The 14,891-nt window shown below is 69.7% G+C and carries 15 protein-coding genes; 8 read left to right on the top strand and 7 right to left on the bottom strand.

The features are described 5' to 3' along the window. Nucleotides 1–30: 30 nt before the first annotated feature. Nucleotides 31–969 carry a 1-aminocyclopropane-1-carboxylate deaminase/D-cysteine desulfhydrase gene (locus ACWGIH_RS06505; protein ID WP_453444185.1) on the top strand — a complete coding sequence of 313 codons (939 nt, stop codon included), beginning with the start codon at nucleotides 31–33 and terminating at the stop codon, nucleotides 967–969. On the opposite strand, the gene ACWGIH_RS06500 is transcribed toward ACWGIH_RS06505, so the two are convergent. Beyond that, nucleotides 948–2,546 carry a Na+/H+ antiporter gene (locus ACWGIH_RS06500; RefSeq protein WP_453444184.1) on the bottom strand — a complete coding sequence of 533 codons (1,599 nt, stop codon included), beginning with the start codon at nucleotides 2,544–2,546 and terminating at the stop codon, nucleotides 948–950. The two genes, ACWGIH_RS06505 and ACWGIH_RS06500, sit on opposite strands and share 22 nt — an antisense overlap. Nucleotides 2,547–2,592: 46 nt before the next feature. Between ACWGIH_RS06500 and ACWGIH_RS06495 the strand changes: the two genes are divergently transcribed. From ACWGIH_RS06495 to ACWGIH_RS06485, 3 genes are all read left to right on the top strand, one after another. Continuing rightward, entirely contained in the window at nucleotides 2,593–2,853 is a 261-nt protein-coding gene (locus ACWGIH_RS06495) for a UBP-type zinc finger domain-containing protein (protein ID WP_453444182.1), read from the top strand. 247 nt (nucleotides 2,854–3,100) lie between these two features. Next, nucleotides 3,101–3,514, top strand: coding sequence for an ATP-binding protein (locus ACWGIH_RS06490; RefSeq protein WP_135332116.1), 414 nt, complete (start codon nucleotides 3,101–3,103; stop codon nucleotides 3,512–3,514). After that, nucleotides 3,511–4,566, top strand: coding sequence for an RNA polymerase sigma factor SigF (locus ACWGIH_RS06485; RefSeq protein ID WP_453444181.1), 1,056 nt, complete (start codon nucleotides 3,511–3,513; stop codon nucleotides 4,564–4,566). The genes ACWGIH_RS06490 and ACWGIH_RS06485 overlap by 4 nt, the downstream gene beginning before the upstream one ends. A gap of 69 nt (nucleotides 4,567–4,635) precedes the next feature. Here the strand turns inward: ACWGIH_RS06485 and ACWGIH_RS06480 are convergent, their stop codons facing one another. Beyond that, a complete protein-coding gene (locus ACWGIH_RS06480; protein ID WP_453444179.1) occupies nucleotides 4,636–5,088 on the bottom strand; it encodes a hypothetical protein in 453 nt (150 codons plus the stop codon). Nucleotides 5,089–5,180: 92 nt separating this feature from the next. Between ACWGIH_RS06480 and ACWGIH_RS06475 the strand changes: the two genes are divergently transcribed. Next, on the top strand, nucleotides 5,181–6,149 hold the full coding sequence (locus ACWGIH_RS06475; RefSeq protein ID WP_453444178.1) for a diacylglycerol/lipid kinase family protein: 969 nt from the start codon (nucleotides 5,181–5,183) through the stop codon (nucleotides 6,147–6,149). Between the two features lie 318 nt (nucleotides 6,150–6,467). After that, nucleotides 6,468–6,725 (top strand): WhiB family transcriptional regulator, encoded by a 258-nt coding sequence (locus ACWGIH_RS06470; protein WP_016639615.1) that lies wholly within the window; start codon nucleotides 6,468–6,470, stop codon nucleotides 6,723–6,725. Between the two features lie 165 nt (nucleotides 6,726–6,890). Here ACWGIH_RS06470 and ACWGIH_RS06465 read toward each other — a convergent pair whose 3' ends face one another. Then, on the bottom strand, nucleotides 6,891–8,357 hold the full coding sequence (locus tag ACWGIH_RS06465; protein WP_453444300.1) for a sensor histidine kinase: 1,467 nt from the start codon (nucleotides 8,355–8,357) through the stop codon (nucleotides 6,891–6,893). A 411-nt stretch (nucleotides 8,358–8,768) separates the two neighbouring features. Further along, a complete protein-coding gene (locus ACWGIH_RS06460) occupies nucleotides 8,769–9,365 on the bottom strand; it encodes a TetR/AcrR family transcriptional regulator (protein ID WP_453444176.1) in 597 nt (198 codons plus the stop codon). Nucleotides 9,366–9,458: 93 nt separating this feature from the next. Between ACWGIH_RS06460 and ACWGIH_RS06455 the strand changes: the two genes are divergently transcribed. Further along, on the top strand, nucleotides 9,459–10,229 hold the full coding sequence (locus ACWGIH_RS06455) for an SDR family oxidoreductase (protein ID WP_453444175.1): 771 nt from the start codon (nucleotides 9,459–9,461) through the stop codon (nucleotides 10,227–10,229). 338 nt (nucleotides 10,230–10,567) lie between these two features. Then, nucleotides 10,568–11,353 carry a glucosamine-6-phosphate deaminase gene (gene nagB, locus ACWGIH_RS06450; protein WP_453444298.1) on the top strand — a complete coding sequence of 262 codons (786 nt, stop codon included), beginning with the start codon at nucleotides 10,568–10,570 and terminating at the stop codon, nucleotides 11,351–11,353. Between the two features lie 118 nt (nucleotides 11,354–11,471). On the opposite strand, the gene ACWGIH_RS06445 is transcribed toward nagB, so the two are convergent. The 3 genes from ACWGIH_RS06445 to ACWGIH_RS06435 are packed head-to-tail and all read right to left on the bottom strand — an operon-like array spanning nucleotide 11,472 to nucleotide 14,825. Then, complete coding sequence (locus ACWGIH_RS06445; protein ID WP_453444174.1) at nucleotides 11,472–12,983, bottom strand: glycoside hydrolase family 3 protein; 1,512 nt, start codon at nucleotides 12,981–12,983, stop codon at nucleotides 11,472–11,474. 7 nt (nucleotides 12,984–12,990) lie between these two features. After that, nucleotides 12,991–13,797 carry a carbohydrate ABC transporter permease gene (locus ACWGIH_RS06440; protein WP_453444297.1) on the bottom strand — a complete coding sequence of 269 codons (807 nt, stop codon included), beginning with the start codon at nucleotides 13,795–13,797 and terminating at the stop codon, nucleotides 12,991–12,993. 47 nt (nucleotides 13,798–13,844) lie between these two features. Next, on the bottom strand, nucleotides 13,845–14,825 hold the full coding sequence (locus tag ACWGIH_RS06435) for a carbohydrate ABC transporter permease (RefSeq protein ID WP_453444172.1): 981 nt from the start codon (nucleotides 14,823–14,825) through the stop codon (nucleotides 13,845–13,847). Nucleotides 14,826–14,891 lie beyond the last annotated feature (66 nt).

The raw sequence follows: 14,891 nt of genomic DNA, 5'->3' as shown, positions 1-14,891 counted from the left end.
CGGCGGCACGGCGGCGGGCAGAATGGCGGGGTGAGTACCACCCCGCCGACCACCCCGCGCCCCCGGCTCCCGTCCCCGCTCCAAGAGCTCAGGGACGAGCGGTTCACGCGGCGCGGCGTCACCCTCACGCTCAAGCGGGACGACCTCATCCACCCGGACCTCCCGGGCAACAAGTACCGCAAGCTCTTCCTGAACCTGGACGCCGCCGTCGAGGCCGGGCACGAAGCCCTGCTGACGTTCGGCGGCGCCTACTCCAACCACCTCAGGGCGACCGCCGCGGCGGGCCGCCTCCTCGGCATGGACACCATCGGCGTGGTCCGCGGCGACGAACTCGCCGACCGCCCCCTGAACCCGTCGCTCACGCAATGCACGGCCGACGGAATGCGCCTGCACTTCATCGACCGGGCGACGTACCGCAGGAAGACGGACCCGGAGGTCTTGGCCGCCCTCCTGCACGCGACAGGCGCCAGGAATCCCTACGTCATCCCCGAAGGGGGCAGCAACTCCCTGGCCGCACAGGGCTGCACGGCCCTGGGCGAGGAACTGCGCGGCCGCACCGACACGGCGGCCGTGGCCTGCGGCACCGGCGGAACCTTGGCCGGAATGGCCGCGGGCCTCGCCCCGGACCAGCACGCGCTCGGCATACCGGTGCTCAAGGGCGGATTCCTCGGCCCCGAGATACGGGCACTGCAGCAGCGGGCCTTCGGCGCTCCCACCGCCAACTGGCGTCTGGACGAGCGCTTCCACTTCGGCGGCTATGCCCGTACGCCCCCCGAACTCACCGCGTTCGCAAACGACTTCGAGGACCGGCACGGCCTCCCCGTGGAGCGCGTCTACGTCGCCAAGCTGCTCTACGCGCTGACGGCCCTCTCCGAAGAGGGCGCGTTCCCCCCGGGCAGCAAGGTCACCGCGGTGATCACCGCGACGGAACCGGCGGCCCCCACGGCTCACTCCTCGACCTCCCGGTAGGCCGCGGCCTCCTCCAGGTCCAGCTTGCGAAGGAGCGTCCGCATCATCTCGTCGTCGATGCGCCGCTCGTCCCGCATCGTCACGAACACCTCCCGCTCCGCGGCGATCGCCTCCCGGGTGAGCCTGCGGTAGGTGTCGTCGGCGGACTCCCCCGTGACCGGGTTGGACTGGCCCAGGCGTTCCCACACGGAGTTGCGGCGCCGCTCCAGGACGGTGCGCAGGCGGTCCTGGAGGGGCTCTGGGAGGCGATTGCGCTCGTCCCGCATGAGTTCGTCCACCCGCCGCTCCGCGGCCTGTGAGGCGGCGTTCTGCGCCTGCGCCTCCGCGAGCGTCTCCGCCTGCGTGTCACGCCCCGGCAGCTTCAGGACCCGGATCAGCCACGGCAGCGAGAGCCCCTGCACGACCAGCGTGCCGATGACGGTGGTGAAGGTCAGGAACAACACGAGGTTGCGTGCGGGAAACGGCTCCCCGTCGTCCATGACGAGCGGGATCGAGAAGGCGATCGCCAGCGACACCACACCGCGCATGCCGGCCCAACTGACGATCAGCGGCCGCCGCCAGTCCATGTCGCTCTCGCGCTCCTTGATGCGCTTCGACAGGATGCGCGGCAGATAGGTCGCCGGATACGACCACACGAAGCGCACGAGGACGACCAGGAAGAAGACCCCCAGCGCGTACCAGGCCGCCTCCAGGCCGCTGTACTCGCCGAGCCCCTTGAGCACGAGCGGCAGTTGCAGGCCGATGAGCGCGAAGACCGCGGACTCGAGGATGAACGCGACCACCTTCCACACGGCGGCCTCCTGGAGCCGCGTCTCGAAGTCGACCTCCCACGAACGGTGGCCGAGGAAGAGGGCGACGACGACCACGGCGAGCACTCCGGAGGCGCCCACCTGCTCGGCGGCCGCGTACGCGACGAAGGGGATCAGCAAGGAGAGGGTGTTCTGCAGCATCGCCTCCCTCATGTGCCGCCGCAGCCAGTGGATCGGCACCATGAGGACAAGGCCGACGCCGACACCGCCGACCGCCGCCACCAGGAATTCCTGGATCCCGCCCGCCCAGCTCGCTCCCTCCCCGACCGCCGCCGCCAGGGCGACCTTGTAGGCGGTGATCGCGGTCGCGTCGTTCACCAGCGACTCGCCCTGCAGGATCGTGGTGATCCGTGACGGCAGCCCCACCTTCCGCGCGATGGCCGTCGCCGCCACCGCGTCCGGCGGCGCGATCACCGCGCCGAGGACGAGGGCGGCGGTCAGCGGCAGATCGGGGATCAGCAGATACGCGAGATACCCGACGGCGACGGTCGCGAACAGCGTGTAGCCGACCGAGAGCAGCGCCACGGGCCTGATGTTGGCGCGCAGATCGAGGTACGAGCTCTCCAGGGCCGCGGTGTGCAGCAGGGGCGGCAGGATCAGCGGCAGCACGATGTGCGGGTCCAGGTGATAGTCCGGCACCCCGGGCACGTACGCGGCGACGAGGCCCGCCGCGACGAGCAGCAGCGGCGCGGGCACCGGTGTGCGGCGCGCGGCTCCGGCCACCGCGGCACTCGCCGCGATCAGTGCCACCAGGGGCAGTACGTCCATCGGTCAGGCCCTCCGCGATACGCGTTCCCGTCGTAATCTGGCAATCATGAACGAGTGCCCGCATGTCGCAGCGCTGCCGCACCCTGAGCCCGCACCGCTGAGCGAGACCTGCCTCGAGTGCCTCGCGGCCGGCAGTCACCCCGTGCAACTACGCCTCTGCCTGGACTGCGGGCATGTCGGCTGCTGCGACTCCTCGCCCTTCCGGCACGCGACGGAGCACCACAAGGACAGCGGGCACCCGGTGATGAGGACCTTCGAACCGGGCGAGAGCTGGCGTTGGTGCTTCGTCGACGGTTCGATCGTCTGACGCCTGGGTACGTCAACCCGACGCCCGTACTCTCCAATTGGGACCGCGAGACCCCTAGCCACTCTCCGTACCCTTAGGCTTACTATGAGTGACAGCAACGGAGCGGGGTCCCCGGGACACGGAACTGGGGAGCGCGGTAGCGTCACCGCATAACTACGTGGTGCGTTACCCGTGTGACGCAGTCCGGTCCGCCGCTCGACGGCGGACCTGGAGCCCCGAAAGTGCTTGTACCACCTTGGAGGTGAGGGTGTCCCAGATCGCAGGCGAGCCCGGGAATCAGGACTTCGTCGAGGTCCGCCTTCCGGCTGCGGGTGCCTACCTGTCGGTGCTGCGTACGGCCACGGCCGGTCTCGCGGCGCGTTTGGACTTCACTCTCGACGAGATCGAGGACCTTCGCATCGCGGTCGACGAGGCGTGCGCGATCCTGCTCCAGCAGGCCGTGCCCGGTTCGGTGCTCAGCTGCGTCTTCCGGCTCGTCGACGACTCCCTGGAAGTGACCGTCTCGGCGCCGACCACTGACGGCCGGGCCCCGGAGCGGGACACCTTCGCCTGGACAGTGCTGTCCGCCCTCGCGGGTCAGGTCGACTCCTCCGTGGCCGAGGACAACACCGTCTCGATCAGTCTCTACAAGAAGCGCGGCGCGGGACCCGGGCCGGCGTGAGGGACGGGGAGGGGCCGGTGCGGGACGAAGAGCGCGGCACACGGGGTCTGCCCGGTGGCCGGGGAGGGACGCCCACGAGCAGGCGCGCGGCTCCGGTGGAGCCGCCCCTGACGGGCATCCCCGAGCAGCAGGCCAGGCCGCACCCGGAGGACCCGGAGCAGCCGGGTCCGTCGACTGTGGCTGACGCGTCGGAGCAGGCAGAGCCGACCGCCCAGGAGGAGCGCGCAAAGCCCTCCGTCCGGGGCGGCGCGCAACGGGCGGGATACATGAGCGAGCAGCAGCACACCCGGCACGATCCGCAGGACCGCAGCGGTGCACGCGCGATGTTCATCGAGCTGCGCGAGCTGAAGGACGGCAGCCCTGAGTACGCGGATTTGCGCAACAAGCTGGTCCGCATGCACCTGCCGCTCGTCGAGCACCTGGCCCGCCGCTTCCGCAACCGCGGCGAGCCCCTCGACGACCTGACGCAGGTCGCCACCATCGGCCTGATCAAGTCGGTGGACCGCTTCGACCCGGAGCGCGGCGTGGAGTTCTCCACGTACGCGACACCCACGGTCGTCGGCGAGATCAAGCGTCACTTCCGCGACAAGGGCTGGGCGGTCCGGGTCCCGCGGCGTCTCCAGGAGCTGCGGCTCGCGCTGACGACGGCGACGGCCGAGCTGTCCCAGTTGCACGGCCGCTCGCCCACGGTGCACGAGCTCGCCGAGAAACTGGGCATCTCCGAAGAGGAGGTCCTGGAGGGCCTGGAGTCGGCCAACGCGTACTCCACGCTGTCCCTGGACGTCCCGGACACGGACGACGAGTCCCCGGCGGTCGCGGACACCCTGGGCGCGGAGGACGAGGCCCTGGAGGGCGTCGAGTACAGGGAGTCCCTCAAACCGCTCCTGGAGGACCTTCCACCACGCGAGAAGCGCATCCTGCTGCTGAGGTTCTTCGGCAACATGACGCAGTCGCAGATCGCCCAGGAAGTCGGCATCTCGCAGATGCACGTCTCCCGGCTTCTCGCCCGCACACTCGCGCAACTGCGCGAGAAGCTCCTCGTCGAGGAGTGACGAAGGAGCAGGCCGCCCCTCCTGGCCTGCTCCTTCGGCAAGCCGGCCGGTCGGTCCCGTGCGGGACGGCTACTTCACGTCGTCCTGTACGTTCCCCGGGCCCCTGATGCCGAGGGCCTCGGTCGTGGCGGGATTGACCAGCAGGACGAGCGCGGCGACCGCGACGGCGGCGAGCGCGATACCGGCGGGGATGGCCATGCTGTCGGCCTGCAGCAGCTGCCAGGCCACCGGCAGCGCCATGATCTGCGTGATGATCGCGGGCCCCCGGCTCCAGCTGCGGCGGAGCAGGAGACCGCGCGCGGCGAGCAGGGGCAGCAGCGCGAGGACGATCAGCGTGACGCCGCCCGTCGTGGCCTGTTCCGGGTTGTCGGGGTCACCCGCGAGGCCCATCACGAGCATGTAGACGCCGGCGGCGATGAGTGCGACGCCCTCCAGCGCGGCAAGGGCCGCGGCGGCCGTCAGACGTCCGGGACGCGGGCCGGGCTCCGGCGCTTCGGGGGTGGGGTTCCGCTCAGTGCTCACCCTTGCAGGGTAGCTGTGCGTATCCGTGCTCCGGTGCCCGGTCCGACCCCTCGGTCTGTGTCGGGCAAAGAGGGCTGGGTACTCTGCTTCGCATGCGTGCACTCCTTGTGGTCAACCCAGCGGCAACCACCACCAGTGCGCGCACGCGTGACGTACTGATCCATGCGCTGGCGAGCGAGATGAAGCTCGAGGCGGTCACCACGGAGTACCGCGGCCATGCCCGGGACCTCGGCAAACAGGCCGCGGAGAGCAAGGACATCGAGCTGGTCGTCGCCCTCGGCGGGGACGGCACGGTCAACGAGGTCGCCAACGGCCTGCTGCACAACGGCCCCGATCCGGCCCGGCTGCCGCGCCTGGCCGTCGTGCCCGGCGGTTCCACCAACGTCTTCGCGCGCGCCCTCGGTCTGCCCAACGACGCCGTGGAGGCGACCGGCGCACTCCTTGACGCGCTGCGTGAGGGAAGCGAACGGACAGTGAGCCTCGGTCGTCTGGCCGGCACCCCTGGGACCGAGGACGAGACGATCCCCGCACACTGGTTCACTTTCGCCGCCGGCTTCGGTTTCGACGCCGGGGTCGTCGGGCGGGTCGAACAACAGAGGGAACGCGGGAAGCGGTCCACGCATGCGCTGTATTTGCGCCAGGTGGTCCGTCAGTTCCTCGACGAGCCGCACCGCAGACACGGAATGATCACGCTGGAACGGCCCGGACAGGACCCGGTCACCGATCTCGTGCTTTCCATAGTCTGCAACACCTCTCCGTACACCTACCTGGGCAATCGCCCGATGTACGCGTCCCCGCAGGCCTCCTTCGACACGGGCCTGGACGTGCTCGGTCTGAGCAAGCTCTCCACCACGGCGGTGGCCCGGTACGGGACCCAGCTCCTGACGTCCACGCCGGATCGCGGACCTCACGGCAAGCACGCGGTTACGCTCCATGACCTCACCAACTTCACCTTGCATTCGAAGGTGCCGCTCCCCCTTCAGATGGACGGTGACCACCTGGGGCTGCGCACGAGCGTGACGTTCACAGGCGTTCGCCGTGCACTGCGTGTGATTGTGTGAGTAGAAGGGCCCAAAGTCCTTTCACTCGAACGTTTAGGCCAGGGTCCACCCCATGGAAGTACGGCTGTGACCCAGTCGACACTGAGGAATCAAAAAAAACTTTCCGGAAGGGGTTGTATCCGCCGCCGAGGTTTGCGAATCTCTACATGGCGATCGGGACGGCCCGCAACATCGGCCCCACAGACCGCCAGAACCCCCTCCTCAACGCATAGGACATCGTCGCGTATGTGACGAAAGTCCCTTCCGTCGTCGAGGGATTCGTGAAAGCGTTCACATTCACAAGCAACCTGCATGTAATACCAAGGAGAGGTAGCAGCCATGGACTGGCGTCACAACGCCGTTTGCCGCGAGGAAGACCCCGAGCTCTTCTTCCCCATCGGCAACACCGGTCCTGCGCTGCTGCAGATCGAGGAAGCCAAGGCCGTCTGCCGCCGCTGCCCCGTCATGGAGCAGTGCCTGCAGTGGGCGCTCGAGTCCGGCCAGGACTCCGGCGTCTGGGGTGGCCTCAGCGAGGACGAGCGCCGCGCAATGAAGCGCCGCGCCGCTCGCAACCGTGCTCGCCAGGCAAGTGCCTGACGCTCACGCCCCCTAACGAGCCTTAGCCCGGCGGCGCGTACAGCGAGTACGCATCTCCCGCCCCCGAGCCGCAGCCGCGCAGTACCCCCGATGCGCAACGCAACGTGAGCAGTGAGCCCCGGACCACTTCGGTCCGGGGCTCACTGCTTTCTGTTCGCGTGTGCGCTACTTGTCGGCGCGTACCGGGATGTCGAGGACGACCTGCGTGCCGCGCTCCGGGGCCCGCACCATGTCGAAGGTGCCGCCCATCTCGCCCTCGACCAGAGTGCGGACGATCTGCAGGCCGAGGTTGCCCGAGCGGTGCGGGTCGAATCCCTCGGGCAGACCGACGCCGTCGTCCTGCACGGTGATGAGGAGCCGGCCGTCCTTGCTGGTGCCGCCGCGCACGGCGGAGACCTCGACCGTTCCGGTGTCGCCTTCCTGGAAGCCGTGCTCCAAGGCGTTCTGCAGGACCTCCGTCAGGACCATCGACAGCGGGGTGGCGACCTCGGCGTCCAGGATGCCGAAGCGTCCGGTGCGCCGGCCGGTGACCTTGCCGGGTGAGATCTCGGCGACCATCGCGAGGACGCGGTCGGCGATCTCGTCGAACTCCACGCGCTCGTCCAGGTTCTGGGACAGCGTCTCGTGCACGATGGCGATGGAGCCCACGCGGCGCACGGCCTCCTCGAGCGCCTCGCGTCCGGCGGCCGAGTCGATCCGCCGCGCCTGGAGGCGCAGAAGTGCGGCGACGGTCTGGAGGTTGTTCTTCACCCGGTGGTGGATCTCCCGGATGGTCGCGTCCTTGGTGATCAACTCCCGCTCGCGTCGGCGCAGTTCGGTGACGTCGCGGAGCAGTACGAGTGAACCGATGCGCGGGCCCTTGGGTTTGAGGGGGATCGCGCGGAGCTGGATCACGCCGTCGCCGCCCTCGATCTCGAACTCGCGGGGTGCCCAGCCGCTTGCGACCTTGGCGAGCGCCTCGTCGACCGGGCCGCGGGACGGGGCGAGTTCGGCGGTCGCCGTGCCGAGGTGGTGGCCGACCAGGTCGGCGGCGAGACCGAGGCGGTGGTAGGCGGAGAGCGCGTTCGGTGAGGCGTACTGGACGATGCCGTCGGCATCCAGCCGGAGCAGACCGTCGCCCACGCGCGGGGACGCGTCCATGTCGACCTGCTGGCCGGGGAACGGGAAGGACCCCGCCGCGATCATCTGGGCCAGGTCGGACGCCGACTGGAGGTAGGTCAGTTCGAGGCGCGAAGGGGTGCGCACCGTGAGCAGGTTCGTGTTGCGGGCGATGACCCCGAGGACACGTCCTTCCCTGCGTACGGGGATGGACTCGACCCGCACCGGAACCTCTTCGCGCCACTCGGGGTCGCCCTCGCGCACGATGCGGCCCTCGTCGAGGGCGGCGTCGAGCAGCGGGCGGCGGCCGCGCGGGACGAGGTGGCCGACCATGTCGTCCTGGTAGGAGGTGGGGCCGGTGTTCGGCCGCATCTGCGCCACGGAGACATAGCGGGTGCCGTCGCGGGTGGGGACCCACAGCACGAGGTCGGCGAAGGAGAGGTCGGAGAGCAGCTGCCACTCCGAGACCAGCAGATGCAGCCACTCGAGATCGGAGTCACCGAGAGCGGTGTGCTGGCGTACGAGGTCGTTCATGGAGGGCACGTGTGCGAGCGTACCTGGCACGTACGGCGGGTCCGCTCCGGGAGAATCCCGATCCGCTTCGGGAGATTCCCGATCAGCTCGGGGAGAATCCCGACCCGCTCGGAGAGATTCCCGACGAGCCGCGGCGCCAGGGCGGGACCCTCAACCCACCCACGGCACCGCAGCCCTTCAGGAACACCGACCACCGGAATGTGCGGTACCGGACGGCCGATCGGAGGATCCGACACGGTCAGGGCAGAGAGTGCCGGTTCCTCGGTCCACCCTCCTGTGCGGGAAGGGCGGATGCTTTACCCACGCATTGTGGACTAGACCATTCTCCTGTGTCTATGCGTCGGCAGATGTTTGTTGTTGTCTCTTTCTCCCGCTCATCTTCTCCCGCCGGACCCTCGCCGCCCACCAGGGTCACGCATCGGGCCAGACCCGCATGGCGAGCTCGGCGACCGCTTCCAGCTCCTGCCGGCTCGCGCCGTCGCGGGACTGCTGGGACATGCCCTGGAGTACCGCACCCGTGTAGCGGGCGAGGGCGGGGGCGTCCGTGTCCGCGGGGAGCTCGCCGGTGGCGACGGCGGCCCTGATGCGGGACTCGATGGAGCTGATGTTCGCGTTGCGCCGCTCGCGCAGGCCGGCCTCGACCTCCGGAGTCGTGCAGTTCGTCGCCGCGCAGATGACCAGGCAGCCGTGCGGGTGTCCGGCCTCCGTGTACTTGTCGGCGGCCTCGTGCAGCATCCGCGCGACTCCGCCGCGGACGGTCGGCTCCTCCGCGAAGGCGCGCTCACCGAAGGAGCCGTGCGTCTGCCCGTACAGCAGCACGACCTCCTCGAACAGTGACTGCTTGTCACCGAAGGCCGCGTACATGCTGGGGGCGCCGATGCCCATGGCCCGGGTGAGGTCCGTGACCGACGTCGCCTCGTACCCCTGGTCCCAGAAGGTGCGCAGGGCCTGCTCCAGGGCGGTCTCGCGGTCGAAGGAGCGAGGGCGGCCGCGCTGTTTCGTCGCCATGGAGTGAATTGTATAGCGGCCGCTAGAAAAACGGCTGCGGGTCCGCTACGGTTACTTCTGTAACGACCACTAGAGAAACAGGGGGCGGCTCTCATGGGTGCGCTTGCAGGGAAGCTCGCGGGCAGGACGGCGCTGGTCACGGGCGGCAGCCGTGGCATCGGGCGGGGCATCGCCGAGCGGCTGGGGCAGGACGGCGCACGGGTGGCCGTGCACTACGGCAGCAATGAGGCGGCGGCGAAGGAGACGGTCGCGGCGATCGAGGGGGCGGGGGGCTCCGCTTTCACCCTCGGCGCGGAGTTGGGCGTCCCCGGCGACGCCGAGGCGTTGTGGGCGGAGTTCGACCGGCATGCCGACGGCCTGGACATCCTGGTGAACAACGCGGGGATCGGCACGTCCCGCCCCTTCTCCGAGGCGAACGACGCGGAGTACGACAGGCTGTTCGCGGTCAACGCCAAGGCACCGTTCTTCATCACGCAGCTCGGCGAGCACCGGCTGCGGGACGGCGGGCGGGTCATCAACATCTCCTCGGGCCTCTCGCGCGCCGCGGTCATGCCGGAGATCTTGACGTACGCCATGACCAAGGGCGCCCTGGACGTGTTCACCCGGAACCTGTCCAAGATCCTCGGCCCCCGGGGCATCACGGTGAACTCGGTGGCGCCCGGCATCGTGGACACGGATGTCAACGCCGCCTGGCTGCGCGGCGACGAGAACAAGGAGGCGTGGGCGGGCGCGGCGGCGATGTCGGCGCTCGGCCGGGTCGGCACCCCGGCGGACATAGCCGACGCCGTCGCCTTCCTCGCGTCGGACGACGGGCGCTGGGTCACCGGCCAGTGGTTGGACGTGACGGGAGGGTCGCTGGCGTAGGGGGTGGCCGCTCGACAGGCGGGGGGGGTGCTCGACGGGAGGGGGAGAGGGGGAAAGGGGACAGTTGACGGGAAGGGGGGGGCGGTTTCCGGCAGGCGGGGTGGTTTTTAGTAGGCGGGGGCGGGTGCCCGGCAGGCGTGCGGTTCCCGACAGGCGGGGGGCGGTCGCAGAGTCGAGCATGGGATGCGGGGACTGTGCGGGGACTTCGTACAGCGGGGCCGAGAACCTGGGCCGCGGTGGGTCAGCTCTGCTAGATTGGTCTATACCACATAGTCCAACAGTTCCCCGTGGACTCTCACTTCGGGTCCGCGAGCCCCCTCCAGATCGGCAGGCCCAGCGTGGAAGTTGTCATCGTCCCGGACGCCAAGGCAGGCGGCGAGCTCATCGCGGAGGCCATGGCCGCCTTGGTGCGCCGTAAGCCTGACGCCCTGCTCGGTGTCGCCACCGGATCCACCCCGCTGCCCATCTACGAAGCCCTGGCCGCCAAGGTCGCCTCCGGTGCCGTGGATGCCTCGCGGGCGCGGATCTGCCAGCTCGACGAGTACGTGGGGCTGCCCGCCGGGCACCCCGAGTCCTACCGCTCCGTGGTGCTGCGCGAGGTCGTCGAGCCGCTCGGGCTCAGCGAGAAGTCCTTCATGGGGCCGGACGGCACCGCGCAGGACGTGCAGGCAGCCTGCGAGGCGTACGACCAGGCGCTCGCGAACGCCGGCGGGGTGGACCTCCAGCTGCTCGGGATCGGCACGGACGGGCACATCGGGTTCAACGAACCGTGCTCCTCGCTCGCCTCGCGCACCCGGATCAAGACGCTGACGGAGCAGACGCGGGTGGACAACGCGCGCTTCTTCGACGGGGACATCGAGCAGGTGCCGCACCACGTGATCACGCAGGGGATCGGGACGATCCTGGAGGCGCGGCACCTGGTGCTGCTCGCCACCGGTGAGGGCAAGGCGGACGCCGTGGCCGCGACGGTGGAGGGTCCCGTGGCCGCGGTGGTTCCGGCCTCGGCTCTGCAGTTGCATCCGCACGCGACTGTCGTCGTGGACGAGGCGGCCGCCTCCAAGCTGAAGCTCGGGGAGTACTTCCGGGCCACGTATGCGGCGAAGCCGGCCTGGCAGGGTCTGTAGGTTGCGCGAAGGTGCCGGGTGCCTCCTGCTGGGGCGCCCGGCACCTTCCGTTTGTCGTCTCTCCGCGGGTGCGTGGGGGCCTGTTGCGCTGTCCCCCGCGCCCCCTACGGGGCGCTGCCTATGCCCCCGTGATGACCTCTGCCGCCGCCAGGCCGCACACCCTCGCCGCGCCGTGCGTCGCGATGTGCAGGGAGCCCGTCGGGGGTGACTGGGGGACGCCCATCTCGACCACGATCGTGTCGGGGCGGGCGGACAGGAGGGTGTTCAGAGACTCTGCCATCCATGCGTGACGGTGGGCGTCGCGGACGACGGCCACCACCCGCCGCTCCCCTGCCTCGGCGAGGGCCAGCGCACCGGCGTCGGCACCCGTGAAGCTGCCCGTCTCCGTACCGGGGAGCAGGCGCTCCAGCTCCGCGGCCACACCCCACGGGGTCTCGTCGCCCACCGCGATGTTGGCCATCGGAGTGAAGGCGGCGACGAACGGAGCTTCGGTGAGCGGGGCCGCGTAGGACTCGCCCCGGGTGACCGTCAGGGCGCGGCGGGCCGCGACCAGGCCGATCTCGGTGCCGGGCGCGCCCCCCGAACGCTCGGCCGCGCCCGACACCGAAGTCCAGTGGGCAAGCGCCCGCACGCGCGTGGCCGCGTCGGCGAGGCGCTCCTCGGAGAGCTCGCCCGAGCGGACCGCCCCGACCAGCGCGTCACGCAGGCGCAGGACCGTCTCGTCGTCCGCGAGGCCGCCGCCCACGCAGATCGCGTCGGCGCCCGCGGCGATGGCGAGGACGCTGCCGCGCTCGATGCCGTAGGTGGCGGAGATGGCCTGCATCTCCATGCCGTCGGTGACGATCAGGCCGTCGTAGTTCAGTTCCTCGCGCAGGATGCCCGTCAGGATGCGGTGCGAGAGCGTCGCCGGGTACTCCGCGTCCAGGGACGGCACGAGGATGTGCGCACTCATCACGGCGCGCGAGCCCGCGGCGATCGCGGCCCGGAACGGCGCGAGGTCACGCGCCCGGAGCACCTCGGGGTCCACCCCGATGCGCGGCACGTCATGGTGCGAGTCGACCGCGGTGTCGCCGTGCCCCGGGAAGTGCTTGGTGCAGGCCGCGACGCCCGCGGACTGCAGCCCCTCGACGTACGCGGCGGTGTGCCGGGCCACCAGGAGGGGGTCCGAACCGAAGGACCGTACGCCGATGACGGGGTTGTCCGGGTTCGAGTTGACGTCGGCGGACGGCGCCCAGTTGAGGTTGACGCCGCACGCGGCGAGCCGGCGGCCCAGCTCGGCGGCCACGTCCCGGGTGAGGCCCGTGTCGTCGATGGCGCCGAGGGCGTGGTTGCCGGGGAAGGAGGAGCCGGTGCGGACCTCAAGGCGGGTCACGTCACCGCCCTCCTCGTCGATGGCGACCAGGACGTCGTCACGCTCGGCACGCAACTGGGCCGTCAGAGCGGCCAGTTGTTCGGGCGAGGCGATGTTGCGGCCGAAGAGGCCGACCGAGGCGAGCCCTTCGCCGATCCTGCGCAGCAGCCAGTCCGGCGCGCTGGTCCCGACGAAGCCGGGCTGCAGGACGGTCAGGGCGTCGCGGGTCAGGCCATCTTTTGGATTGAACGCAGTGGTGGGGCTGGTGAGTGTCGTCATATGGCGGTTATCCCTTCACGGCACCGTCGGTCAGACCGCTGACGGCCCTGCGCTGCAGGAAGACGAAGAGGACGAGGATCGGGATGGCGAAGAGCGAGGCGGCGGCCATGGTGGCGCCCCAGTCGTCGCCGAAGGCGGTCTGGAAGCCGGACAGCCACACCGGGAGCGTCTTGGCCTCCGCCTCCTTGTTGAGGACAAGGACGAGCGGGAATTCGTTCCAGGCGGTGATGAAGCCGAAGAGCGAGGTCGACATCAGGCCGGGTGCGAGCAGCGGCAGGATCACCCGGCGGAACGCCTGCATCCGGGAACAGCCGTCGACCATCGCCGACTCCTCCAGCTCGCGCGGCACCGCGGCGACGAAGCCGCGCAGCGTCAGGAGCGTGAAGGGCAGGATCATCACCATGTAGAAGAGGGTGAGGGGAACGAGGCTGTTCAGCATGTCGGCGTCGCGCACGATGATGTAGATCGCGATGACCATGACTTCCCAGGGCGCCATCTGGGCCAGCATGAAGCCGATGATGAAGCCCTTGCGGCCCTTGAAGCGCATCCGGGCGAGCGCGAACGCCGCCGCGAGGCCGATGATCAGCGAGAAGATCACGGCGAGGAGCGTGACGGTGAGCGAGTTGCCGACCATCGTCCAGAAGTGCTCGGCGTTCACGGCCGTCTTGAAGTGCTCGAACGTGGCGTCGGTCGGGAACCACACCGGGTCCTCGCTGATGATGTCGCCGGTCGGCTTGAAGGCCGTGGCGAACATCCAGTAGACCGGGAAGACGAGGCCGATGAAGAGCACGACGGCCACCGCGTTGGGCCAGATGCGACGGACCACCGACGAACGCGACGACCTCGACGAAGCGGTGCGGTTCACAGCTCGTCCTCCTCTTGCTTGAGCACGATCCGCAGGTAGAAGGCGGTCAGGGCCAGCAGGATGACGATGGTGAGCAGCGCGATCGCCGCACCCATGCCGAAGTGCTGGTTGCCCATGCCCTCGATGTAGGCGTAGACGGGCAGGATCTCGGTGAGCCGGTCGGGGCCGCCCTCGTTGAGCGCCATGACCTGCGCGAACGCCTTGAAGACCCAGATGATCTCCAGGAACGTCGTCGCGTAGAGGAAGGGCCGCAGGTAGGGCAGCGTGACGTTCGTGAAGCGTTTCCAGGCGCCGGCGCCGTCGAGCGACGCGGCCTCGTAGAGCTCCTTGGGGATCACCGTCGTCGCGGCGTACAGGTTGATCGCCACGAAGGGGACCGACATCCAGACGATGAGAGTGATGACCACGAAGAACGTGGAGTACTGGGTGCCCATCCAGTCGTAGTCGGCCATCGAGTGCCAGCCGGCCTTGTCCAGGACCCAGTTGACGACGCCGAAGCGCTGGGCGAACAGCCACTGGTAGACGGTCGTCGCCGCGATGACCGGCATCGCCCAGGCGAGCACGAGACCGACCAGGAGGAACGTTCGCATCCGCTTGCCGAGCCGTGCGAGCAGCAGGCCCACCAGGGTGCCGATCAGCATGATCAGTGCGACGTTGATCGCGGTGAAGGCGATCGAGCGGCCTGTGACGCGCCAGAAGTCCTCGCCGCTGAGGACCTCCTTGAAGTTGTCGATCCCGTTCCACTCCGTGAGGTGGAGGATGAACTGCCTCATGTTGAGGTTCTGGAACGACAGCATCCCGTTGTTGACCAGCGGCCAGCCGAGGAACAGCAGGGTGGCCGCGAGCGCGGGAAGCAGCAGCAGGTAGGGACCGAGCGACCGGGCCCCCGTGCGGGGCTTACCCGGATCCGCCGGCCGACTGTCCGATTTCAGATCCTCCGTCGGGCCGGAGGGCGGCCGTTCGGTCTGCACGGTCATGCTTCGCCATCTCTTTCGTGGGCATCGCGGAACGCAGCGCTGAGCCGGGGCACCGGGCCCGGGGTG

Source organism: Streptomyces sp. NPDC054872 (assembly GCF_053610705.1).
The sequence above is the reverse complement of the archived record's forward strand: the minus strand, read 5'-3'. Positions and strand labels throughout refer to the sequence as shown.

Coding starts and splice junctions, on each gene's coding strand:
- ACWGIH_RS06435 (WP_453444172.1), bottom strand. CDS start 14,825: ATGACCGTGCAGACCGAACGGCCGCCCTCCGGCCCGACGGAGGATCTG.
- ACWGIH_RS06495 (WP_453444182.1), top strand. CDS start 2,593: ATGAACGAGTGCCCGCATGTCGCAGCGCTGCCGCACCCTGAGCCCGCA.
- ACWGIH_RS06455 (WP_453444175.1), top strand. CDS start 9,459: ATGGGTGCGCTTGCAGGGAAGCTCGCGGGCAGGACGGCGCTGGTCACG.
- ACWGIH_RS06475 (WP_453444178.1), top strand. CDS start 5,181: ATGCGTGCACTCCTTGTGGTCAACCCAGCGGCAACCACCACCAGTGCG.
- ACWGIH_RS06445 (WP_453444174.1), bottom strand. CDS start 12,983: ATGACGACACTCACCAGCCCCACCACTGCGTTCAATCCAAAAGATGGC.
- ACWGIH_RS06500 (WP_453444184.1), bottom strand. CDS start 2,546: ATGGACGTACTGCCCCTGGTGGCACTGATCGCGGCGAGTGCCGCGGTG.
- ACWGIH_RS06470 (WP_016639615.1), top strand. CDS start 6,468: ATGGACTGGCGTCACAACGCCGTTTGCCGCGAGGAAGACCCCGAGCTC.
- ACWGIH_RS06460 (WP_453444176.1), bottom strand. CDS start 9,365: ATGGCGACGAAACAGCGCGGCCGCCCTCGCTCCTTCGACCGCGAGACC.
- ACWGIH_RS06465 (WP_453444300.1), bottom strand. CDS start 8,357: ATGAACGACCTCGTACGCCAGCACACCGCTCTCGGTGACTCCGATCTC.